The sequence below is a fragment of the Klebsiella sp. K4 genome (assembly GCF_014596785.2).
GTDB lineage: Bacteria > Pseudomonadota > Gammaproteobacteria > Enterobacterales > Enterobacteriaceae > Klebsiella > Klebsiella pneumoniae.
This window is the reverse complement of the sequence record NZ_CP115021.1, coordinates 907,088-928,262: the sequence shown is the minus strand read 5'-3', so window position 1 is coordinate 928,262 and position 21,175 is coordinate 907,088. Positions and strand designations below refer to the sequence as shown.

The window sequence follows — 21,175 nt, the reverse complement described above, 5'->3', positions numbered from 1 at the left end:
TTCTCCTCAGGCCGCGCCGACCAGCCAGTAGCGCACGCCGATAAACAGCGCCAGCGCCAGGCTTGACGCCACCCACATTAATCGAATGGTTCGGGAAATATCGTCCACCGCGATGTCGCGGACGGCGTCGCCTATCCAGGGCTTTTCAACGCGCTGGCCGAAGTAATCGTTCGGGCCGCCAAGGCGGATCCCCAGTGCGCCGGCGACGGTCGCTTCCGGCCAGGCGCAGTTAGGACTGCTGTGCTGATAGCGATCGCGCCAGCCCGTACGCAGCGCCCGGGCGCCATCTTCCCGGCATAGCACCGCGGCAAGGCTGAGCAACAGCCAGCTCAGCCGGGCGGGAAGGAAGTTGGCTACATCATCAAGACGAGCGCTGACCATGCCGATCGCCCGGTATTTTTCGTGTTTATAGCCGACCATGGAATCGAGGGTGTTGACCGCTTTATAGGCCATGGCCAGCGGCGCGCCGCCGAGGAGCAGGAAAAAGAGCGGCGCGATAATGCCATCCACCGTGTTCTCCGCCACGGTCTCCACCACCGCACGGTTGATCTGCGCTGGCTGGAGCTGAGAGGTATCGCGCCCGACAATCCAGGAGAGCTTATGCCGGCTTTCGGCGAGATCTCCGGCCTGCAGCGGCCGGGCCACCGCCATCGCCGACTGTGCCAGACAGCGTCCCGCCAGCGCGGTGAAGATCATCCACACTTCCACCAGCCATCCAAGCCAGGGGTGGATCCCGTGCGCCAGCGCCAGTACGCCCCAGGCCACGCCCCATGTCAGGCCGATCACCACCAGCCACATCACCCCGCCGCCGATGCGCAGCGCCCGGTCGCTATGGCAGACGCGTCGCACTACACGCTGGCTGACGGCGATCAGGCGACCTATCCAGCGCACCGGATGCGGCCAGTGCGGCGGATCGCCAATGACGGCATCAAGTATCCAGGCTACACACCAGGCGAGAAGGGTCATAGCGCCCTCCTTGCTGCCCGCAACCAGTGGTTGAGCATGGTGGGACGCTGGGCAAAATGGACATGGAGATAGCTGGCAAAGGCGCTGCCGGACTGCCATCCTCCCTGCCACTGCTGGAGCGTCTTACCGTCTCGCTGTTTACGGCAGGCCAGTACGGCGGGGGTGGCGGGAGAAAAATCGGAGTAATGAAATTCATGGCCGCGCAGCCACTCGCCAGGGGCTGCCAGCAGCGTCTGCTGCTGCGCCTGCGCTTCGCAGTAGCCGAACCGGGTCAGACGCGTCCCCATTCGGCTGTGTCCGGGAATAATATCCGCCATCGTGTAGCGCTCGCCGCTGGTGACTTCCAGGGTCGTGCCCAGGTACATCAGGCCGCCGCACTCGGCGTAGATCGCCACCCCGCGCCGGTGCGCCGCGCGAAGCTGTGTCAGCATCTCGTGGTTAGCGGATAGCCCGGCCGCATGCAGCTCCGGATAGCCGCCGCCGAGCCAGATCATCTGGCAGGCCGGCAGCTGGCGATCGCGTAGTGGGCTAAAGCGCACCATCTTCACGCCGCAGCGCGCCAGCAGCGCCAGGTTATCGGGGTAATAAAAATTGAAGGCCTCATCGTCGGCGAGGGCCAGCGTCAGTCCTTCGCCGGCATCGGCGGCAAGCTGTTCTCCCCACTCGCCGATCGGCATGGCGGCCAGTTCGCTGAGGGCCAGCAGCCGGTCTATGTCGAGGGTGCGCCCCAGCAGGCTGGCAAAATCCCGCCATGCCTGCTGATTGACCACCGACTCGCGGACGGTCACCAGTCCCAGATGTCGTTCGGGCAGCGCCACGCCTTCCACGCGCGGCACATAGCCGAGCACTGGCACCTGACAGTAGCGCTCAATGGCGCTTTTCAGCAGCTGGAAGTGCGCGTCGCTGTTGACCCGATTGACGATAACGCCAGCGATGTCGAGAGCCGGATCAAAATGTTGAAAACCCATCACCGTGGCGGCGATGGAGGTCGACACCGCTTTGCCATCGACCAGCAAAATCACCGGGCAGCCAAGCTGCTTAGCCATTGCCGCGCTGCTGCAGTAGTTGGGGTCGGTGCCGTAGCCGTCATACAGGCCCATCACCCCTTCGATAACCGCGATATCGGCCTGCTGTAGCTGTTCGGTAAACAGCGCGTTGAGTATCGGGGCGGGAAGCATAAAGCTGTCGAGATTGCGGGAAGCGATGCCGCTGATGGCGGTGTGCCAGGCGGTATCCAGGTAGTCAGGCCCTACTTTACAGGGTTGCACCCGCATACCGCGTTGTTGGAGCAAGCTGAGCAGGCCGAGCGTAACGGTGGTTTTGCCACAACCGCTGCCGGTACCCGCAAGAATGAACGCACGCCTGGTTGCCATACCCTGTCCTGTTCTGGCGGTCAGGGTATAGCTACGCGCATGCCTGGTCCTGCGACCACGCACCGCTAAGCCACCCACTTCCCACCGAAGTTGTTGGTCAGTTACCGGCAGGCAGGTCTTCTGGCTTAGCCTCGTTCTCGCCCGCCCTTCCCAATCTTTCGATCAGTGGTTTTTGCGGGGTCGTCAGCATCACAGCAGCGGGGGCTGCGGGGGATTTACACCCCCTTCCCTGACACCAAACTGGTGTCGAACCTGTCGGTTTGTTTCGCCGATGCGCCCTGCATCGACGGGTATTACTTTATGTTTTCTTTTACCGTTTCATCACTCGTCACAATGACGTCAGTGAAGGAAAGCGGTGTTGTGATAATCAGCTGTCTCGTATTAACGGACACTCTATCTCATCACAAAAATAAAAACTGGTGTAGTTTATCCCTCGAATATCACTATTTTGTTGCGCTATGACAATTTATTGCTCTACTGTCGTTTTTTTCATTTTATATTGATGAAGATACTCGGGGATATCAAAAATCGGCAATAGCAAAATATTGTCATTTAAAAAGACTCAGTTTGTGATCCGGCATTAATTTGCTGACGAAATGCCTGCGGCGTTACCTGATAGGTCTGGCGAAACACTTTGCAAAAATAGCTGGTTTGCGAAAAACCTAAATTCCGCGCGATGCTGGCGATGCTCCAGTCGCTGTGGCATAGCAGCTCTTTTGCGCTCGCCATCCGCTGCTGATTGACCCAGGCGTTAAAACCGATCCCCTGATACTTTTTAAACAGTTTGCTGAAGTAGTACGGGCTGAGATAGACATGCGCCGCCACATCCTCCAGACGCAGCTCATCGGAGAGATGCGCGTCGATATAGCGCAGCGCCTTCTTCATTTTGCCATCGTGCGGCGAGGGCGCCCGGCTGGCCTGCGCCGGGTCGTTCTGCGACGGGTTATCTTTGATAACCACAAAGTTGAGCTGTTTTTTCAGGCAATTCTCGACGATCAGCTTCAGCAGATCCGCCGAAGCGATAACCCGCGAATAGTCCATCTCCGGCACATCGCGAAACGCCTGGACCAGCGCCGGATCGTCCTGCCAGCGGTCATCGACGTTCAAGATATCAACCAGTTCAACATCATTGCTCAGACGCACCTGCCCGCACAGCACGAAACCGACCAGGTGGCCGGCAATCACCAGCGGGATGGAAAAATCGGTTAACCCCGCATGACAGCGGTAGATACACAGCTGGTCTTTTTTCGAGGCTTCCAGCCCGCCGCAGCGGTCGCTCATGCGACAGCGTCCGCTGTGCTCCGGGTGCTGACGCATCAGCTGGCAAAACGGCGTGAAATTAAACAATTCAGAAATCTCATCACCGTGAATATTGACGACCACAACCGCCAGACTGGTGGCTTGCGCAAAATCCTGTGCGATTTTATTGATGAGTTCTGAGTTTAGGGTACTCGCAGAAATCATGATAAAACCCCTCAGTTAATTTTTTGTTATAAATAAAACATATTTTTCATATTTACCTTTTTTAGCATCAGATCCCATCGACGATAAAAAAGTGCATTGACAATAACAAAAGTCTCCCAACCCGGGGAGACTTTTTGAGCGGTTCGTGATATCGGTTCATGAAATTAGCCTGGCTATTTCACAGATACATTCCCCTTATGACGCTAACGCGTATTTTCTTCCTCCACGCAGGTATGACAGGGCAGATTATTGGCGATAAGAAAACGATAAATTGCGGCGCCGAGGCAGGCCCCTAACAACGGTGCGATAATGGGCACGATAAAATAGGGAATATCTCTTCCCCCGGTCATGGCGATATTGCCCCACCCGGCGAACCAGGTGAACAATTTCGGGCCAAAATCGCGTGCTGGATTCATCGCGAAGCCGGTAAGCGGCCCGGTCGAGGCGCCGATCACCGCCACCAGAATGCCAATCAACAGCGGCGCCAGTGGGCCCTTGGGTACGCCGTTGCCATCATCGGTGAGCGCCATGATCATCCCCATCAGCATCGAGGTGATCACCACCTCCACCAGCGCCGCATGCCAGATGCTGAGCTCAGGCGCCGGGTAGGTACTGAATATACTGGCCAGCTGCAGGCTTTCCAGGCTGCCGCGCACCATATGATGCACCGTTTCAAATTGCGTAAACAGGGTGCTGTAAAGTATCCAGGCCAGCACGGCGCCGCCAAACGCGCCGGCGACCTGAGCCAGGATATAGGGCACCACTTTTCTGCCCGGGAAGCAGGCAAACAGCCACAGGGCGACGGTGACCGCGGGGTTCAGATGTCCCCCCGAAATGCCGGCCGTCAGGTACACCGCCAGAGAAATACCCAGTCCCCAGATAATACAGATCTCCCACAGCCCCAGGCTGGCGCCGGTCAGTTTCAGGGCGCTCAGGCAGCAGATACCAAAAAACAGAAACAGCCCGGTGCCTAAAAACTCGGCGATACATTGCGCGCGTAAAGAACCATTCATTGTGACACCTCGTGACGAAGTTCGTGTCCAGGCCAGCCAACCATCCGCTGGCTCGTTGGGTACGGCGAGGCCCACTATAGAAACCGGCAGCGGCAAAGTGTTGGCATCCTGCGGAAATCGGGCGGCGTAAAGTCGCCGAAGAAGAATAATTTATTGCTATTTGTTCGCGAATCCATGCAGCAATGGCGGGCGTTCAGGGGGTATTTTAATTTCCAACTAAATGATAAAAAATTGCGAAAGCGCAGTGCTTATTTTCCAACAAATATCACATCACGCAAAATATCGCATAGCAAAAACAATTTAAAAAATCACCTTTTAAAATGTAAATACGGAGCGTGAATTGCAATATAATCACATTTATACAAACAATAAAATCAAGTAAAAACAACGATATAAAATAAAATAAATCTATTTTATACTATATAAAAACCACTATTTTTTCGCTCTCCACCATCAACTCAGCCATTCTTTTTCGCCGCTCCGCCATATAGTTGCCTCACTGGCACATATCCTGCGAGGTCTTTATGCAACAAGAAGCATTAGGAATGGTAGAAACCAAAGGCTTAACCGCAGCCATAGAGGCCGCTGACGCAATGGTTAAGTCGGCCAACGTTTTATTAGTTGGCTATGAAAGGATCGGTTCAGGCCTGGTGACCGTCATCGTGCGTGGCGACGTGGGGGCAGTTAAAGCCGCCACCGACGCCGGTGCCGCCGCAGCCCGCCACGTGGGCGAAGTGAAAGCCGTACACGTCATTCCCCGCCCCCATACCGATGTTGAAAAAATCTTACCGAAGGGGAATAGCCAATGAGCAGCAATGAGCTGGTTGAACAGATCATGGCGCAAGTCATAGCCCGTGTGGCGACGCCAGAGCAGCAGGCGCTTCCCGATACCCCCCATCCCACAGGAGAGACGGCTATGGCAGAGAAAAGCTGCAGCTTAACGGAATTTGTCGGGACCGCCATTGGCGACACCCTCGGGCTGGTCATCGCCAACGTGGATGCCGCGTTGCTGGAGGCGATGAAGCTCGAAAAACGCTATCGCTCTATCGGCATCCTCGGCGCCCGCACCGGCGCCGGGCCGCACATCATGGCCGCCGATGAAGCGGTCAAAGCCACCAACACCGAAGTGGTCAGCATTGAGCTTCCTCGCGACACCAAAGGCGGCGCCGGCCATGGCTCGCTGATTGTGCTGGGCGGGAATGATGTTTCCGACGTCAAACGCGGGATTGAGGTCGCGCTGAAAGAGCTGGACCGTACCTTCGGCGATGTCTACGGCAACGAAGCGGGTCATATTGAGCTGCAGTATACCGCGCGCGCCAGTTATGCCCTGGAAAAAGCGTTCGGCGCCCCACTGGGCCGCGCCTGCGGCATTATCGTCGGCGCCCCGGCGTCCGTTGGCGTGCTGATGGCCGATACCGCGCTGAAATCAGCCAACGTCGAGGTGGTAGCTTACAGCTCACCGGCCCACGGCACCAGTTTCAGCAACGAAGCCATTCTGGTGATTTCCGGCGACTCCGGCGCGGTGCGCCAGGCGGTGATCTCCGCCCGGGAGATCGGCAAAACCGTACTGGCGACGCTGGGCGCCGAACCGAAAAACGATCGCCCCTCCTACATTTAATATCCGCGAGGCTGATTCATGAGATCGAAAAGATTTGAAGCACTGGCGAAACGCCCTGTGAATCAGGATGGTTTCGTTAAGGAGTGGATTGAAGAGGGCTTTATCGCGATGGAAAGCCCTAACGATCCCAAACCTTCTATCCGCATCGTCAACGGCGCGGTGACCGAACTCGACGGTAAACCGGTTGAGCAGTTCGACCTGATTGACCACTTTATCGCGCGCTACGGCATTAATCTCGCCCGGGCCGAAGAAGTGATGGCCATGGATTCGGTTAAGCTCGCCAACATGCTCTGCGACCCGAACGTTAAACGCAGCGACATCGTGCCGCTCACTACCGCGATGACCCCGGCGAAAATCGTGGAAGTGGTGTCGCATATGAACGTGGTAGAGATGATGATGGCGATGCAAAAAATGCGCGCCCGCCGCACGCCGTCCCAGCAGGCGCATGTCACTAATATCAAAGATAATCCCGTACAGATTGCCGCCGACGCCGCTGAAGGCGCATGGCGCGGCTTTGACGAGCAGGAGACCACCGTCGCCGTGGCGCGCTACGCGCCGTTCAACGCCATCGCCCTGCTGGTGGGTTCACAGGTTGGCCGTCCCGGCGTCCTCACCCAGTGTTCGCTGGAAGAAGCCACCGAGCTGAAACTGGGCATGCTGGGCCACACCTGCTATGCCGAAACCATTTCGGTATACGGTACGGAACCGGTGTTTACCGATGGCGATGACACTCCATGGTCGAAAGGCTTCCTCGCCTCCTCCTACGCCTCGCGCGGCCTGAAAATGCGCTTTACCTCCGGTTCCGGTTCTGAAGTACAGATGGGCTATGCCGAAGGCAAATCGATGCTTTATCTCGAAGCGCGCTGCATCTACATCACCAAAGCCGCCGGGGTGCAAGGCCTGCAGAATGGCTCCGTCAGCTGTATCGGCGTACCGTCCGCCGTGCCGTCCGGGATCCGCGCCGTACTGGCGGAAAACCTGATCTGCTCAGCGCTGGATCTGGAGTGCGCCTCCAGCAACGATCAAACCTTTACCCACTCGGATATGCGGCGTACCGCGCGTCTGCTGATGCAGTTCCTGCCAGGCACCGACTTCATCTCCTCCGGTTACTCGGCGGTGCCCAACTACGACAACATGTTCGCCGGTTCCAACGAAGATGCCGAAGACTTCGATGACTACAACGTGATCCAGCGCGACCTGAAGGTCGATGGCGGCCTGCGGCCGGTGCGTGAAGAGGACGTGATCGCCATTCGCAACAAAGCCGCCCGCGCGCTGCAGGCGGTATTTGCCGGCATGGGTTTGCCGCCTATTACGGATGAAGAGGTAGAAGCCGCCACCTACGCCCACGGTTCAAAAGATATGCCTGAGCGCAATATCGTCGAGGACATCAAGTTTGCTCAGGAGATCATCAACAAGAACCGCAACGGCCTGGAGGTGGTGAAAGCCCTGGCGAAAGGCGGCTTCCCCGATGTCGCCCAGGACATGCTCAATATTCAGAAAGCCAAGCTCACCGGCGACTACCTGCATACCTCCGCCATCATTGTTGGCGAGGGCCAGGTGCTCTCGGCCGTGAATGACGTGAACGATTATGCCGGTCCGGCAACAGGCTACCGCCTGCAAGGCGAGCGCTGGGAAGAGATTAAAAATATCCCGGGCGCGCTCGATCCCAATGAACTTGGCTAAGGGGTGAAAAATGGAAATTAACGAAACGCTGCTGCGCCAGATTATCGAAGAGGTGCTGTCGGAGATGAAATCAGGCGCAGATAAGCCGGTCTCCTTTAGCGCGCCTGCGGCTTCTGTCGCCTCTGCCGCACCGGTCGCCGTTGCGCCTGTGTCCGGCGACAGCTTCCTGACGGAAATCGGCGAAGCCAAACCCGGCACGCAGCAGGATGAAGTCATTATTGCCGTCGGGCCAGCGTTTGGTCTGGCGCAAACCGCCAATATCGTCGGCATTCCGCATAAAAATATTCTGCGCGAAGTGATCGCCGGCATTGAGGAAGAAGGCATCAAAGCCCGGGTGATCCGCTGCTTTAAGTCTTCTGACGTCGCCTTCGTGGCAGTGGAAGGCAACCGCCTGAGCGGCTCCGGCATCTCGATCGGTATTCAGTCGAAAGGCACCACCGTCATCCACCAGCGCGGCCTGCCGCCGCTTTCCAATCTGGAACTCTTCCCGCAGGCGCCGCTGCTGACGCTGGAAACCTACCGTCAGATTGGCAAAAACGCCGCGCGCTACGCCAAACGCGAGTCGCCGCAGCCGGTGCCGACGCTTAACGATCAGATGGCTCGTCCCAAATACCAGGCGAAGTCGGCCATTTTGCACATTAAAGAGACCAAATACGTGGTGACGGGCAAAAACCCGCAGGAACTGCGCGTGGCGCTTTAACAAAGGATATCCCGATGAATACCGACGCAATTGAATCCATGGTACGCGACGTGCTGAGCCGGATGAACAGCCTACAGGACGGGATAACGCCCGCGCCAGCCGCGCCGACAAACGACACCGTTCGCCAGCCAAAAGTTAGCGACTACCCGTTAGCGACCCGCCATCCGGAGTGGGTCAAAACCGCTACCAATAAAACGCTCGATGACCTGACGCTGGAGAACGTATTAAGCGATCGCGTTACGGCGCAGGACATGCGCATCACTCCGGAAACGCTGCGTATGCAGGCGGCGATCGCCCAGGATGCCGGACGCGATCGGCTGGCGATGAACTTTGAGCGGGCCGCAGAGCTCACCGCGGTTCCCGACGACCGGATCCTTGAGATCTACAACGCCCTGCGCCCATACCGTTCCACCCAGGCGGAGCTACTGGCGATCGCTGATGACCTCGAGCATCGCTACCAGGCACGACTCTGTGCCGCCTTTGTTCGGGAAGCGGCCGGGCTGTACATCGAGCGTAAGAAACTCAAAGGCGACGATTAACAGGGGGGTAAGCATGCGCTATATCGCTGGCATTGATATTGGCAACTCCTCGACAGAAGTCGCCCTGGCGACGGTCGATGACGCAGGAGTGCTGAACATTCGCCACAGCGCGTTGGCTGAAACCACGGGTATAAAAGGCACATTACGAAATGTGTTCGGTATCCAGGAGGCGCTAACGCAGGCGGCAAAAGCGGCCGGCATTCAGCTCAGCGATATTTCGCTTATTCGCATTAACGAAGCCACGCCGGTCATTGGCGATGTGGCGATGGAAACCATCACGGAAACCATCATCACCGAGTCCACCATGATCGGCCATAACCCGAAGACACCCGGCGGCGTCGGACTGGGGGTCGGCATCACCATCACACCAGAGGCGCTGCTGTCCTGCTCCGCGGACACTCCCTATATTCTGGTGGTCTCCTCGGCCTTTGACTTTGCCGATGTCGCCGCGATGGTCAATGCGGCAACGGCAGCGGGCTATCAGATAACCGGCATTATTTTGCAGCAGGATGACGGCGTGCTGGTCAATAACCGGCTACAGCAACCGCTACCGGTGATCGACGAAGTTCAGCATATCGACCGGATTCCACTTGGCATGCTGGCGGCCGTCGAGGTCGCTTTACCCGGTAAGATCATCGAAACGCTCTCCAACCCCTACGGTATTGCGACCGTTTTCGATCTCAACGCCGAGGAGACCAAAAATATCGTGCCAATGGCGCGGGCGCTGATTGGCAACCGCTCGGCCGTGGTGGTGAAAACCCCCTCCGGCGACGTCAAGGCCCGCGCTATTCCGGCAGGTAATCTGCTGCTCATCGCTCAAGGGCGCAGCGTACAGGTTGATGTAGCCGCCGGGGCGGAAGCCATCACGAAAGCGGTTGACGGCTGCGGCAAACTGGACAACGTCGCGGGAGAAGCGGGCACCAATATCGGCGGCATGCTAGAGCACGTGCGCCAGACCATGGCGGAGCTTACCAATAAGCCAGCTCAGGAGATCCGCATTCAGGATCTGCTGGCCGTTGATACGGCGGTGCCAGTCAGCGTGACCGGCGGTCTTGCGGGGGAGTTCTCGCTGGAGCAGGCGGTGGGTATCGCCTCGATGGTCAAGTCGGATCGCCTGCAGATGGCCCTCATCGCCCGTGAAATTGAGCACAAACTGCAGATTGCGGTTCAGGTGGGCGGCGCCGAAGCGGAGGCGGCCATTCTTGGGGCGCTCACCACTCCCGGCACCACGCGCCCGCTGGCGATCCTCGATCTGGGCGCCGGGTCGACCGACGCCTCCATTATCAATGCGCAGGGAGAGATCAGCGCCACTCACCTGGCCGGCGCCGGCGATATGGTCACGATGATCATCGCCCGCGAGCTGGGGCTTGAGGACCGCTACCTGGCGGAAGAGATCAAAAAATATCCGCTGGCAAAAGTCGAAAGCCTGTTTCATCTGCGTCATGAAGACGGCAGCGTCCAGTTTTTTCCGTCGGCCTTACCACCGACGGTATTTGCCCGCGTCTGCGTGGTGAAACCGGATGAACTGGTTCCCCTGCCCGGCGATCTGCCGCTGGAGAAAGTGCGCGCCATTCGCCGTAGCGCCAAATCACGCGTCTTTGTCACCAACGCCCTGCGAGCGTTACGCCAGGTGAGCCCTACCGGCAACATTCGCGACATCCCGTTCGTGGTGCTGGTGGGCGGCTCGTCCCTCGATTTCGAGATCCCCCAGCTGGTCACCGACGCGCTGGCACACTACCGGCTGGTTGCCGGGCGCGGCAACATCCGCGGCTGTGAAGGCCCACGCAATGCGGTCGCCAGCGGATTACTCCTTTCCTGGCAAAAAGGAGGCACACATGGAGAGTAGCGTAGTCGCCCCCGCCATCGTCATTGCCGTCACTGACGAATGCAGCGAACAGTGGCGCGATGTCCTGCTGGGCATTGAAGAGGAAGGCATTCCTTTTGTTCTGCAGCCGCAGACCGGCGGCGATCTTGTTCATCACGCCTGGCAGGCGGCGCAGCGTTCGCCGCTGCAGGTAGGCATCGCCTGCGACCGGGAACGGCTCATCGTGCACTACAAAAATTTACCCGCATCAACTCCGCTGTTTTCGCTGATGTATCACCAGAACAGGCTGGCCCGGCGAAACACTGGCAACAATGCGGCTCGTCTCGTCAAAGGGATCCCATTTCGGGATCGCCATGCTTAATCCACAGGAGAACGCAGTATGAATAACGCACTAGGACTGGTTGAAACGAAAGGCCTGGTTGGCGCCATTGAAGCCGCTGATGCAATGGTGAAATCCGCCAACGTGCAGTTGATTGGTTACGAAAAAATTGGCTCCGGGCTGATTACCGTGATGGTCCGCGGAGACGTCGGCGCGGTCAAAGCCGCCGTTGACGCCGGCAGCGCGGCGGCCAGCGTGGTCGGCGAGGTCAAGTCCAGCCATGTGATCCCGCGCCCGCATAGCGATGTTGAGGCCATTCTGCCGAAATCCGTCTGACCCTCAAAAAAGGAGCACCGCGTGAAGCAATCACTGGGATTACTTGAGGTCAGCGGTCTGGCCCTGGCCATCACCTGCGCCGACGCTATGGCGAAAGCGGCCGCCATCACGCTGCTCGCCCTGGAAAAGACCAACGGTTCCGGCTGGATGGTGGTGAAGATCGCCGGTGATGTGGCCTCTGTCCAGGCGGCGGTGATGACCGGGGCCGAACTCGCCGAACGGCAGCAGGGGCTGGTAGCGCAGAAGGTTATCGCCAGGCCCGGGGAAGGCCTGCTGCCGGCCCGCGTCCAGGCGCCTTCACCAGCGCCTGACGTCGCCGTGACGGAGGAGAACACGGCCCTCACAGACGCCCCCTCCCACTCTACGGAGCGGGTGACCTGCAACCTGTGCCTGGACCCACACTGCCCACGACAAAAAGGCGATCCCCGCTCGCAGTGCCTGCACGCCGGTAAACGAGGTGACGCGTAATGGATAAACAACAGCTGGCTTCGACAGTCAACAAAGTGCTGGATGAGATGCGCCAGCGTCCCATTCCAATCGGTATCTCCAGTCGCCATATCCATTTAGCGGCGGCTGACTATGCCAGGCTTTTTCCCGCGCAGCCCATCCAGCCGAAAAAAGCGCTGCTGCAGCCGGGACAATATGCTGCAGAGCAGACGGTGACCCTGGTTGGCCCCAAAGGGCGATTAAACAACGTGCGCCTGCTCGGCCCTTTGCGCCAGACCAGCCAGGTGGAAATCTCACGCACCGACGCCCGGATCCTCGGTATCGCCGCGCCGCTGCGCATGTCCGGCAATCTGCAGGGCACGCCGGGGATCCGCCTGATAAGCCCCTTTGCCGAACTGGAGCTGAGCGGCGGGACGATTGTTGCCCAGCGACATATTCATATGTCGCCACTTGATGCGTTGATCCTGCGCGTCTCCCATGGCGATAGCGTCGCGGTGGCGATCGAAGGCAGCGACAGGCGGCTTATCTTCGACAACGTGGCGGTCCGCGTTGCCCCGGATATGCGTCTTGAGATGCACATCGATACTGACGAAGCCAATGCGGCAGGCGCTGACGCTGCGCAAGCCTGGGCAACGCTGGTGACGAAGCCATGAACCACGCGATGCTGCAGCGTATCGTCGAAGAGGTCGCCGCCCGTCTGCGCCGTCGCGCCCTCAGCACGGCCACGCTCAGCGTGGCCCAGCTCGGCGAAGCGGATATCCGCAGCCTGCTGTGCCAGCACGCTTCGCTGCGCATCGTGCAGGTGGATTTACCGCTGCTGGAGCAGCTTGCCGGCCAGCGTGCGCTGGCGGCAGCCGGTTGCGCACTGCATGAGGCGATGGCCTGGGGCGTTCGGGTACAGCTAACGCTGCTTCCCGCCCAGCTCCCCGCGCTGGCGGTAAAAAAACTCGCCCGCTTGCCGCTGACGTTCAGCGATCCGCTTGGCCAGCCCGTCAGGCTTCACGCCGCGTCGGTGCTCACCTATGCCGACGTAGCCCGTTTCAGTGGCGGCTATCTGGTGCTGCGCCGCCGTCCCATTATCACCGCCCTCGCCCGCGAAGCGGCCGTCGCGCGGCATGTTCAATTGATTAAGCAGGAGTGAACTATGCATCTGGCACGCGTGACCGGCGCCGTCGTCTCGACGCAAAAATCGCCCTCTCTGAACGGCAAAAAACTGCTGCTGGTGCGCCGGGTAAGCGCGGACGACGATCGTCCGATTCTCCCCACGAGCGGCGATGAAGTGGCGGTAGATTCGGTTGGCGCTGGTGTCGGCGAGCTGGTGCTGCTCTGCAGCGGCTCGAGCGCACGCCACGTTTTCAGCGGCCCGAATGAGGCCATCGATCTTGCCGTCGTGGGCATTGTTGACTCACTTTCACGCTAAGGGGGCGCCTGTGGCTATCTATACCCGAACCGGCGATGCCGGCAGTACATCACTCTTTACCGGCCAGCGGGTCAGCAAGACGCATCCGCGCGTCGAAGCCTACGGCACCCTGGATGAACTGAACGCCATGCTGAGCCTGTGCGTCTGCGCCGTCGCTGAAGAGGAACAGCGCACCCTGCTCGAAGCCCTGCAGCAGCACATTTTTTGGTTCAGCGCGGAGCTCGCCAGCGACAGCGAACAGCCATCACCGGGTAAGCGCTATATCAGCAGCGAAGAGATTGCCCTGCTGGAGCAGACCATCGATCGCGAGATGGCCCGCGTGCCGGCGCTGCACCAGTTTGTATTGCCCGGACGCTGTGAAGCCGCCAGCCGTCTGCACCTGGCCCGCACCGTTGCCAGACGGGCGGAGCGCCGGCTGGTCGAGCTGGCGGCAGAGGTTACTATCCGTCAGATACTGCTGCGTTATCTGAACCGCTTATCTGACTGCCTGTATGCCCTGGCGCGCAGCGAGGATCATGCCGCTCACCAGCGCCGCCTTGTGACGGAGATCGCGGCCCGCTATCTGGCCGCCAGCGGGTCGCCTGCGCCCGACGCGCCCAAAGCCCAGGCCGGGTCGCTCTCCTTTCACGAGCTGCATCAGCTCATCCGTCAGGCCATTGAACACGCCCGCCAGCTGCAGGTGCCGGTGGTGGTCAGCATCGTTGACGCACACGGCACCGAAACCGTGACCTGGCGAATGCCCGATGCGCTGCTGGTCAGCAGCGAGCTGGCGCCGAAAAAAGCCTGGACCGCCGTCGCCATGAAAACCGCCACCCACGAGCTCGCGACGACCGTACAGCCAGGCGCTGCGCTGTACGGTCTGGAGAGCCATCTGCAGGGCAAAGTCGTCACCTTTGGCGGCGGATATCCGCTGTGGCGCGATGGCCAGCTAATAGCCGGCCTCGGCATTAGCGGCGGCAGCGTCGAGCAGGATATGGCTATTGCACAGGCTGCCATGGCGGCCATTAACGTGAGAACTCATCAATGAATACAGCAGAACTGGAAACCCTTATCCGCACCATCCTCAGTGAAAAGCTCGCGCCGACGCCCCCTGCCCCTCAGCAAGAGCAGGGCATTTTCTGCGATGTCGGCAGCGCCATCGACGCCGCTCATCAGGCTTTTCTCCGCTATCAGCAGTGTCCGCTAAAAACCCGCAGCGCCATTATCAGCGCCCTGCGGGAGACGCTGGCCCCCGAGCTGGCGACGTTGGCGGAAGAGAGCGCCACGGAAACCGGCATGGGCAACAAAGAAGATAAATATCTGAAAAATAAAGCCGCTCTTGAAAACACGCCGGGCATAGAGGATCTCACTACCAGCGCCCTCACCGGCGATGGCGGGATGGTGCTGTTTGAGTACTCGCCGTTCGGGGTTATTGGCGCCGTGGCGCCCAGCACCAACCCAACGGAAACCATTATCAACAACAGTATCAGCATGCTGGCGGCGGGTAACAGCGTCTATTTCAGCCCCCATCCCGGCGCGAAAAAGGTCTCGTTGAAGCTTATCGCCAGGATCGAAGAGATCGCCTACCGCTGCAGCGGGATCCGTAACCTGGTGGTGACCGTTGCCGAGCCGACCTTTGAAGCCACCCAGCAAATGATGTCCCACCCGCTGATTGCCGTTCTGGCTATCACCGGCGGCCCTGGCATTGTGGCGATGGGCATGAAAAGCGGTAAAAAAGTGATCGGCGCTGGCGCCGGCAATCCGCCGTGCATCGTTGATGAAACCGCCGATCTCGTCAAAGCCGCCGAAGATATCATCAGCGGCGCCGCCTTCGATTACAACCTGCCCTGTATCGCCGAAAAAAGCCTGATCGTCGTCGCCTCCGTCGCTGACCGCCTGATCCAGCAGATGCAGGATTTTGACGCGCTGCTGTTGAGCCGACAGGAGGCCGATACCCTGCGTGCCGTCTGCCTGCCCGACGGCGCGGCGAATAAAAAACTGGTCGGTAAAAGCCCGGCTGCGCTGCTGGCGGCGGCGGGTCTCGCCGTTCCGCCTCGCCCCCCTCGCCTGCTGATAGCCGAGGTGGAGGCGAACGACCCCTGGGTGACCTGCGAGCAGCTGATGCCGGTGCTGCCGATCGTCAGGGTCGCCGACTTTGACAGCGCCCTGGCGCTGGCCCTGCGCGTTGAGGAGGGTCTGCACCACACCGCCATTATGCACTCGCAGAATGTCTCGCGGCTCAATCTGGCGGCACGCACGCTGCAGACCTCCATTTTTGTCAAAAATGGCCCGTCTTACGCGGGAATCGGCGTCGGCGGCGAAGGGTTTACCACCTTCACCATCGCCACGCCAACCGGAGAAGGCACCACCTCCGCGCGGACGTTCGCCCGCCTGCGGCGCTGCGTGTTGACCAACGGTTTTTCCATTCGCTAACCGGGGGCGCCATGCATACCTTTTCTCTGCAAACGCGCCTCTACAGCGGCCCGGGCAGCCTGGCCGCGCTGCAGCGCTTTAGCCATCAGCACATCTGGATCGTCTGCGACGGCTTCCTGGCGCGCTCGCCGCTGCTTGACCGACTGCGCGCCGCGCTGCCCGCCAGCAACCGCGTCAGCGTGTTCAGCGATATTACACCGGATCCGACCATTTACACCGTGGCGAAAGGGATAGCGCAGATGCAGGCCCTGCGTCCGCAGGTGGTGATCGGCTTCGGCGGCGGCTCGGCGATGGATGCCGCCAAGGCTATCGTCTGGTTCAGCCAGCAGGGCGGTCTGCCTGTCGACACCTGCGTGGCGATCCCCACCACCAGCGGTACCGGTTCGGAAGTGACCAGCGCCTGCGTCATCAGCGACCCGGAAAAAGGGATCAAGTACCCGCTGTTCCATGAGGCGCTCTGTCCCGACATGGCGATCATCGACCCGACGCTGGTGGTTAGCGTACCGCCCACCATCACAGCCCATACCGGGCTGGACGCGCTGACCCACGCCCTGGAGGCATGGGTCTCGCCGCAGGCCACCGATTTTACCGATGCGCTGGCGGAAAAGGCCGCCAGGCTGGTGTTTCGCACCCTGCCCGTTGCGATTCGTCAGGGCGACTGCATTACGACCCGCAGCAAAATGCACAATGCATCAACCCTCGCCGGTATGGCCTTTAGCCAGGCTGGCCTTGGGCTCAATCATGCGATCGCCCATCAGCTTGGCGGCCAGTTTCACCTCCCCCATGGCCTGGCCAATGCGCTGCTGCTGACCGCGGTGATCCGCTTCAATGCCGGCGAGCCGCGAGCGGCTAAGCGCTATGCACGCCTGGCCAGGGCCTGCCGCTTCTGCCCGCCCGCAGCTGGCGAACAGGAGGCTTTCCAGGCGCTGCTTACCGCGGTGGAAACGCTGAAACAGCAGTGCGCCATTCCCACCCTCAAGGGCGCGCTGCAGGAAAAGTATCCCCTTTTCTTATCGCGAATTCCCGCAATGGTGCCGGCCGCGCTGGCCGACGCCACCCTGCGCACCAACCCGCGTCCGGTCGATGGCGCGGCCATCGCGCAACTGCTGGAGAGCCTGCAATGAGTGAAGCGATAGTGCCACTATCAAGCATTGATGCAGCGGAGATCCGCGAACGCGTTCGGGCCGCTGGCGTCGTAGGAGCCGGTGGCGCAGGCTTTCCGACCCACATCAAACTGCAGGCCCGGGTGGACACCGTGCTGGTGAACGCCGCCGAATGCGAACCGATGCTGAAGGTTGACCAACAGCTGATGGCTCAGCAGGCTGACCGACTGATTCGCGGCCTGGGTTACGCGATGACCGCCACTGGCGCCCGGGAAGGGATCATTGCTCTGAAGGCGAAATATGCTCCGGCGATTGCGGCATTAACCCCACGACTCCCGGAATGGGCCCGGCTGCATATTCTGCCTGACGTCTATCCGGCCGGGGATGAGGTGCTCACTATCTGGCTGGCGACGGGACGCCGCGTACCACCTGCCGCGCTGCCGGTCAGCGTCGGCGTGGTGGTCAATAACGTGCAGACGGTGCTCAATATCGCCAGAGCCGTGGAACAGGGCTATCCGGTGACTCGCCGGACGTTGACCGTCAATGGCGCCGTCGCCCGTCCGCTGACGCTGGCCGTACCACTGGGTATATCGCTGCGCGAGGTGCTGGATCTGGCCGGCGGCGCGACGGTTGACGAACCGGGGTTTATCAACGGCGGTCCGATGATGGGCTCGCTTATTACCTCCCTCGAGACACCGGTCACCAAAACCACCGGCGGCCTGCTGGTGCTCCCGGGCAACCATCCATTGATCCAGCGACGGCGGCAGGATGAACGAACGCTGCTCGCCATCGCCCGCACCGTCTGTGAACAGTGCCGTTTATGCACAGATTTATGCCCCCGGCACCTGATCGGCCATGAGCTTTCCCCTCATCTGCTGGTGCGGGCGGTGAACTATCGCCAGGCGGCCACCCCGTCGCTGCTGCTCAGCGCCCTGACCTGTTCGGAGTGCAACGTTTGCGAGAGCGTCGCCTGCCCGGTGGGTATTTCCCCCATGCGCATCAACCGTCTGCTGAAACGTGAGCTGAGGGCGAAAAACCTGCGCTACGACGGACCGCTGCGTCCGGCGGACGAGATGGCGAAGCACCGCCTGGTGCCGGTCAAGCGGCTCATCAGCAAACTGGGACTTGATCCCTGGTATCAGGAAGCGCCGCTGACGGCGGTGGAGCCGGAGGTGGCCTGCGTCACCCTGCCCCTGCGCCAGCATATCGGCATCAGCGCCGTGCCCTGCGTCGCGCCGGGAGAGCGGGTAACGCGCGGCCAGCTACTGGCGGATATCCCCGCCGACGCCCTCGGCGCGCCGGTGCACGCCAGTATTGACGGCCTGGTCTCCGCCATCACGGAGCAGGCCATTACGCTTGTAAGAGGTTAATCATGACCCAGGCTATCGGAATTTTAGAACTGACCAGCATCGCCAGGGGGATGGAGCTGGGCGACGTCATGCTGAAAAGCGCGAACGTACAGCTCCTGCTCTGCAGAACCCTTTGTCCCGGGAAATTCCTGCTGATGCTCGGCGGCGACGTCGGCGCCGTGCAGCAGGCAATCGCCGCCGGCACCGCGCGCGCCGGGGAGATGCTGGTGGACAGCCTGGTGCTGGCCAACATTCACCCCAGCGTACTACCGGCGATCAGCGGTCTCAACGTGGTCGGGCAGCGGCAGGCGGCGGGGATCGTCGAAACCTGGAGCGTGGCGGCGTGCATCAGCGCCGCCGACCACGCGGTGAAAGCGGCCAACGTCACCCTGGTGCGGGTCCATATGGCGTTTGGTATCAGCGGCAAATGCTACATGGTGGTGGCGGGTGATATCGCCGATGTCGACAACGCCGTCACGGTGGCCAGCGACAGCGCAGGCGAGAAAGGATTACTGGTTCACCGGGCAGTGATCCCGCGACCGCACGATGCGCTGTGGCAACAGCTGATGGAGGGATAATGGAACCGCAAACCCCTACCGAACGCATGATCCAGGAGTATGTCCCGGGCAAACAGGTCACTCTGGCGCATCTCATTGCCAATCCTGGCAAAGATCTGTTCAAAAAGCTGGGTCTGCCGGACGCGGTCTCCGCCATCGGCATTCTTACCATTACCCCCAGTGAAGCATCGATTATCGCCTGCGACATCGCTACCAAGTCCGGCGCGGTGGAGATCGGTTTTCTCGATCGCTTCACCGGCGCGGTGGTGTTGACCGGCGATGTCTCCGCCGTGGAGTACGCGCTCAGGCAGGTCACCCGCACCCTCGGTGAGCTGATGCGCTTCACCGCCTGCCCGATCACACGGACCTGAGCCCATGAAACGCCTGATGCTTATCGGACCCAGCCAGTGCGGCAAAACTTCGCTGACCCAGGTATTGCGCGGCGAAACCCTGCGCTATCAGAAAACCCAGGCCATCGTCTGGACGCCGGCCGCGATCGATACCCCCGGGGAATATCTGGAAAATCGCTGCCTGTACAGCGCGCTGTTAACCAGCGCCTGCGAGGCCGATGTCATCGCGCTGGTACTGAATGCCGATGCGCCCTGGTCACCCTTTTCTCCGGGGTTTACCGCCCCGATGAACCGCCCGGTTATCGGGGTGATCACCAAAGCCGATTTGGCCGCCCCGCCCCGTCTGCAACAGGTCCGGACATGGCTCGAGGCGGCGGGCGCCGGACATATCTTTATCACCAGCGCGTTAACCGGCGACGGGCTTGATGACCTGTTCGCCTGCCTGAATGCAGAGGAATATCAATGACCTATAAAATCATGGCGATTAACGCCGGCAGCTCCTCCCTGAAGTTTCAGCTGCTTAACATGCCGCAGGGGGCGTTGCTCTGTCAGGGGTTGATCGAACGTATCGGCCTGCCCGAGGCCCGCTTCACGCTGAAAACGTCGGCACAGAAATGGCAGGAGACGCTGCCCATCGCCGATCACCATGAGGCAGTGACCCTGCTGCTGGAGGCGCTGACCGGCCGCGGGATCCTGAGCAGCCTGCAGGAGATCGACGGCGTTGGCCACCGCGTCGCCCACGGCGGCGAACGCTTCAAAGACGCCGCGCTGGTCTGCGACGATACCCTGCGGGAGATCGAGCGCCTGGCGGAGCTGGCGCCGTTGCATAACCCGGTCAATGCGCTGGGCATACGTCTCTTTCGCCAGCTGTTACCCGCGGTACCGGCGGTGGCGGTTTTTGATACCGCCTTTCACCAGACCCTGACGCCGGAGGCCTGGCTCTATCCCCTCCCCTGGCGCTATTACGCCGAGCTGGGCATTCGCCGCTACGGTTTTCACGGTACCAGCCATCACTATGTCAGCAGCGCGCTGGCGGAAAAGCTGGGCGTACCGCTGAGCGCCCTGCGGGTAGTAAGCTGCCATCTGGGCAATGGCTGTAGCGTCTGCGCCATCAAAGGCGGGCAGTCGGTGAATACCTCAATGGGCTTTACTCCCCAGTCCGGGGTGATGATGGGCACCCGCAGCGGCGATATCGACCCGTCGATCCTTCCCTGGCTGGTGGAGAAAGAAGGGAAATCCGCCCTGCAGCTCAGCCAGCTGCTGAATAATGAATCCGGGCTGCTGGGCGTCTCCGGCGTGTCCTCTGATTACCGCGACGTCGAACAGGCAGCCGACGCCGGCAACGAACGGGCGGCTCTGGCGCTGTCGCTGTTTGCCGAACGCATTCGCGCGACTATCGGCAGCTATATCATGCAGATGGGAGGTCTGGACGCGCTGATCTTTACCGGCGGCATAGGCGAGAATTCCGCCCGGGCGCGGGCGACGATCTGCCGCAATTTGCATTTTCTCGGCCTCGCGCTGGACGACGAGAAAAACCAGCGGAGCGCGACCTTTATTCAGGCGGATAATGCGCTGGTCAAAGTGGCGGTGATCAACACCAATGAAGAGCTTATGATTGCCCGCGACGTCATGCGTCTTGCATTGCCGCAGGCGCGCGAGCTGGCAGTGTCGGCATAAACGACGCGCCTCCTCTTGCGGAGA

The 21,175-nt window shown here is 60.4% G+C and carries 24 protein-coding genes and 1 riboswitch; of the genes, 20 read left to right on the top strand and 4 right to left on the bottom strand.

Translation table 11 applies throughout. The features are described from left to right. Window positions 1–6: 6 nt before the first annotated feature. The 4 genes from cbiB to pduF all read right to left on the bottom strand — a co-directional run bounded on the left by cbiB (window position 7) and on the right by pduF (window position 4,816). Entirely contained in the window at window positions 7–966 is a 960-nt protein-coding gene (cbiB, locus tag IB144_RS04605; RefSeq protein WP_048271040.1) for an adenosylcobinamide-phosphate synthase CbiB, read from the bottom strand. Continuing rightward, a complete protein-coding gene (locus IB144_RS04600) occupies window positions 963–2,339 on the bottom strand; it encodes a cobyrinate a,c-diamide synthase (RefSeq protein ID WP_062920477.1) in 1,377 nt (458 codons plus the stop codon). Before IB144_RS04600 ends, cbiB begins: the two co-directional genes overlap by 4 nt. Before the next feature lie 92 nt (window positions 2,340–2,431). Further along, window positions 2,432–2,610, bottom strand: a riboswitch (cobalamin riboswitch). A 281-nt stretch (window positions 2,611–2,891) separates the two neighbouring features. Continuing rightward, entirely contained in the window at window positions 2,892–3,803 is a 912-nt protein-coding gene (gene pocR / locus IB144_RS04595; protein WP_004181164.1) for a regulatory protein PocR, read from the bottom strand. Window positions 3,804–4,006: 203 nt separating this feature from the next. Continuing rightward, complete coding sequence (gene pduF / locus IB144_RS04590) at window positions 4,007–4,816, bottom strand: propanediol diffusion facilitator PduF (RefSeq protein ID WP_004185469.1); 810 nt, start codon at window positions 4,814–4,816, stop codon at window positions 4,007–4,009. Window positions 4,817–5,340: 524 nt separating this feature from the next. Here pduF and pduA point away from each other — a divergent pair. The 20 genes from pduA to IB144_RS04490 are packed head-to-tail and all read left to right on the top strand — an operon-like array spanning window position 5,341 to window position 21,151. After that, entirely contained in the window at window positions 5,341–5,625 is a 285-nt protein-coding gene (pduA, locus tag IB144_RS04585; protein WP_002915737.1) for a propanediol utilization microcompartment protein PduA, read from the top strand. Beyond that, complete coding sequence (gene pduB, locus IB144_RS04580) at window positions 5,622–6,434, top strand: propanediol utilization microcompartment protein PduB (protein ID WP_002915739.1); 813 nt, start codon at window positions 5,622–5,624, stop codon at window positions 6,432–6,434. The genes pduA and pduB overlap by 4 nt, the downstream gene beginning before the upstream one ends. Window positions 6,435–6,452: 18 nt before the next feature. After that, entirely contained in the window at window positions 6,453–8,117 is a 1,665-nt protein-coding gene (gene pduC, locus IB144_RS04575) for a propanediol dehydratase large subunit PduC (protein ID WP_002915744.1), read from the top strand. A 10-nt stretch (window positions 8,118–8,127) separates the two neighbouring features. Continuing rightward, window positions 8,128–8,817 (top strand): propanediol dehydratase medium subunit PduD, encoded by a 690-nt coding sequence (gene pduD, locus IB144_RS04570; RefSeq protein ID WP_008806302.1) that lies wholly within the window; start codon window positions 8,128–8,130, stop codon window positions 8,815–8,817. Window positions 8,818–8,831: 14 nt separating this feature from the next. Further along, window positions 8,832–9,356, top strand: a complete 525-nt coding sequence (pduE, locus tag IB144_RS04565; RefSeq protein WP_002915750.1) for a propanediol dehydratase small subunit PduE — start codon at window positions 8,832–8,834, stop codon at window positions 9,354–9,356. Between the two features lie 13 nt (window positions 9,357–9,369). Beyond that, on the top strand, window positions 9,370–11,202 hold the full coding sequence (locus IB144_RS04560) for a diol dehydratase reactivase subunit alpha (RefSeq protein ID WP_149358903.1): 1,833 nt from the start codon (window positions 9,370–9,372) through the stop codon (window positions 11,200–11,202). Next, the gene (locus IB144_RS04555; RefSeq protein WP_004900279.1) at window positions 11,192–11,542 is read left to right on the top strand and encodes a glycerol dehydratase reactivase beta/small subunit family protein; all 351 of its coding nucleotides are present in this window, start codon (window positions 11,192–11,194) and stop codon (window positions 11,540–11,542) included. Before IB144_RS04560 ends, IB144_RS04555 begins: the two co-directional genes overlap by 11 nt. Window positions 11,543–11,560: 18 nt before the next feature. Continuing rightward, complete coding sequence (gene pduJ, locus IB144_RS04550) at window positions 11,561–11,836, top strand: propanediol utilization microcompartment protein PduJ (protein ID WP_002915806.1); 276 nt, start codon at window positions 11,561–11,563, stop codon at window positions 11,834–11,836. Window positions 11,837–11,857: 21 nt separating this feature from the next. After that, window positions 11,858–12,304 (top strand): BMC domain-containing protein, encoded by a 447-nt coding sequence (locus IB144_RS04545; RefSeq protein ID WP_002915808.1) that lies wholly within the window; start codon window positions 11,858–11,860, stop codon window positions 12,302–12,304. Next, window positions 12,304–12,936, top strand: a complete 633-nt coding sequence (locus tag IB144_RS04540; protein WP_002915810.1) for a phosphate propanoyltransferase — start codon at window positions 12,304–12,306, stop codon at window positions 12,934–12,936. Before IB144_RS04545 ends, IB144_RS04540 begins: the two co-directional genes overlap by 1 nt. Then, on the top strand, window positions 12,933–13,424 hold the full coding sequence (pduM, locus tag IB144_RS04535; protein WP_019704763.1) for a microcompartment protein PduM: 492 nt from the start codon (window positions 12,933–12,935) through the stop codon (window positions 13,422–13,424). Before IB144_RS04540 ends, pduM begins: the two co-directional genes overlap by 4 nt. Before the next feature lie 3 nt (window positions 13,425–13,427). Next, window positions 13,428–13,703, top strand: a complete 276-nt coding sequence (locus IB144_RS04530) for a EutN/CcmL family microcompartment protein (protein WP_002915814.1) — start codon at window positions 13,428–13,430, stop codon at window positions 13,701–13,703. A gap of 10 nt (window positions 13,704–13,713) precedes the next feature. Continuing rightward, the gene (pduO, locus tag IB144_RS04525; protein WP_004185478.1) at window positions 13,714–14,730 is read left to right on the top strand and encodes a two-domain cob(I)yrinic acid a,c-diamide adenosyltransferase PduO; all 1,017 of its coding nucleotides are present in this window, start codon (window positions 13,714–13,716) and stop codon (window positions 14,728–14,730) included. Beyond that, the gene (gene pduP, locus IB144_RS04520) at window positions 14,727–16,115 is read left to right on the top strand and encodes a CoA-acylating propionaldehyde dehydrogenase PduP (protein WP_004143947.1); all 1,389 of its coding nucleotides are present in this window, start codon (window positions 14,727–14,729) and stop codon (window positions 16,113–16,115) included. Before pduO ends, pduP begins: the two co-directional genes overlap by 4 nt. Before the next feature lie 11 nt (window positions 16,116–16,126). Further along, window positions 16,127–17,239 carry a 1-propanol dehydrogenase PduQ gene (gene pduQ / locus IB144_RS04515; RefSeq protein WP_064162237.1) on the top strand — a complete coding sequence of 371 codons (1,113 nt, stop codon included), beginning with the start codon at window positions 16,127–16,129 and terminating at the stop codon, window positions 17,237–17,239. After that, on the top strand, window positions 17,236–18,588 hold the full coding sequence (locus IB144_RS04510; RefSeq protein WP_065888475.1) for a 4Fe-4S dicluster domain-containing protein: 1,353 nt from the start codon (window positions 17,236–17,238) through the stop codon (window positions 18,586–18,588). Before pduQ ends, IB144_RS04510 begins: the two co-directional genes overlap by 4 nt. 2 nt (window positions 18,589–18,590) lie before the next feature. Then, entirely contained in the window at window positions 18,591–19,145 is a 555-nt protein-coding gene (pduT, locus tag IB144_RS04505) for a propanediol utilization microcompartment protein PduT (RefSeq protein WP_064162239.1), read from the top strand. After that, the gene (gene pduU, locus IB144_RS04500) at window positions 19,145–19,495 is read left to right on the top strand and encodes a propanediol utilization microcompartment protein PduU (RefSeq protein WP_002915850.1); all 351 of its coding nucleotides are present in this window, start codon (window positions 19,145–19,147) and stop codon (window positions 19,493–19,495) included. Before pduT ends, pduU begins: the two co-directional genes overlap by 1 nt. A gap of 4 nt (window positions 19,496–19,499) precedes the next feature. Then, window positions 19,500–19,940 carry a propanediol utilization protein PduV gene (pduV, locus tag IB144_RS04495; protein ID WP_004185483.1) on the top strand — a complete coding sequence of 147 codons (441 nt, stop codon included), beginning with the start codon at window positions 19,500–19,502 and terminating at the stop codon, window positions 19,938–19,940. Then, window positions 19,937–21,151, top strand: a complete 1,215-nt coding sequence (locus IB144_RS04490) for an acetate/propionate family kinase (RefSeq protein ID WP_149358902.1) — start codon at window positions 19,937–19,939, stop codon at window positions 21,149–21,151. Before pduV ends, IB144_RS04490 begins: the two co-directional genes overlap by 4 nt. Window positions 21,152–21,175 lie beyond the last annotated feature (24 nt).

Bases quoted from the DNA above. Each gene is read 5' to 3' on its own strand.
- cbiB (WP_048271040.1), bottom strand. From the start codon at position 966: ATGACCCTTCTCGCCTGGTGTGTAGCCTGGATACTTGATGCCGTCATT.
- IB144_RS04600 (WP_062920477.1), bottom strand. From the start codon at position 2,339: ATGGCAACCAGGCGTGCGTTCATTCTTGCGGGTACCGGCAGCGGTTGT.
- pocR (WP_004181164.1), bottom strand. From the start codon at position 3,803: ATGATTTCTGCGAGTACCCTAAACTCAGAACTCATCAATAAAATCGCA.
- pduF (WP_004185469.1), bottom strand. From the start codon at position 4,816: ATGAATGGTTCTTTACGCGCGCAATGTATCGCCGAGTTTTTAGGCACC.
- pduA (WP_002915737.1), top strand. From the start codon at position 5,341: ATGCAACAAGAAGCATTAGGAATGGTAGAAACCAAAGGCTTAACCGCA.
- pduB (WP_002915739.1), top strand. From the start codon at position 5,622: ATGAGCAGCAATGAGCTGGTTGAACAGATCATGGCGCAAGTCATAGCC.
- pduC (WP_002915744.1), top strand. From the start codon at position 6,453: ATGAGATCGAAAAGATTTGAAGCACTGGCGAAACGCCCTGTGAATCAG.
- pduD (WP_008806302.1), top strand. From the start codon at position 8,128: ATGGAAATTAACGAAACGCTGCTGCGCCAGATTATCGAAGAGGTGCTG.
- pduE (WP_002915750.1), top strand. From the start codon at position 8,832: ATGAATACCGACGCAATTGAATCCATGGTACGCGACGTGCTGAGCCGG.
- IB144_RS04560 (WP_149358903.1), top strand. From the start codon at position 9,370: ATGCGCTATATCGCTGGCATTGATATTGGCAACTCCTCGACAGAAGTC.
- IB144_RS04555 (WP_004900279.1), top strand. From the start codon at position 11,192: ATGGAGAGTAGCGTAGTCGCCCCCGCCATCGTCATTGCCGTCACTGAC.
- pduJ (WP_002915806.1), top strand. From the start codon at position 11,561: ATGAATAACGCACTAGGACTGGTTGAAACGAAAGGCCTGGTTGGCGCC.
- IB144_RS04540 (WP_002915810.1), top strand. From the start codon at position 12,304: ATGGATAAACAACAGCTGGCTTCGACAGTCAACAAAGTGCTGGATGAG.
- pduM (WP_019704763.1), top strand. From the start codon at position 12,933: ATGAACCACGCGATGCTGCAGCGTATCGTCGAAGAGGTCGCCGCCCGT.
- IB144_RS04530 (WP_002915814.1), top strand. From the start codon at position 13,428: ATGCATCTGGCACGCGTGACCGGCGCCGTCGTCTCGACGCAAAAATCG.
- pduP (WP_004143947.1), top strand. From the start codon at position 14,727: ATGAATACAGCAGAACTGGAAACCCTTATCCGCACCATCCTCAGTGAA.
- pduQ (WP_064162237.1), top strand. From the start codon at position 16,127: ATGCATACCTTTTCTCTGCAAACGCGCCTCTACAGCGGCCCGGGCAGC.
- IB144_RS04510 (WP_065888475.1), top strand. From the start codon at position 17,236: ATGAGTGAAGCGATAGTGCCACTATCAAGCATTGATGCAGCGGAGATC.
- pduT (WP_064162239.1), top strand. From the start codon at position 18,591: ATGACCCAGGCTATCGGAATTTTAGAACTGACCAGCATCGCCAGGGGG.
- pduU (WP_002915850.1), top strand. From the start codon at position 19,145: ATGGAACCGCAAACCCCTACCGAACGCATGATCCAGGAGTATGTCCCG.
- pduV (WP_004185483.1), top strand. From the start codon at position 19,500: ATGAAACGCCTGATGCTTATCGGACCCAGCCAGTGCGGCAAAACTTCG.
- IB144_RS04490 (WP_149358902.1), top strand. From the start codon at position 19,937: ATGACCTATAAAATCATGGCGATTAACGCCGGCAGCTCCTCCCTGAAG.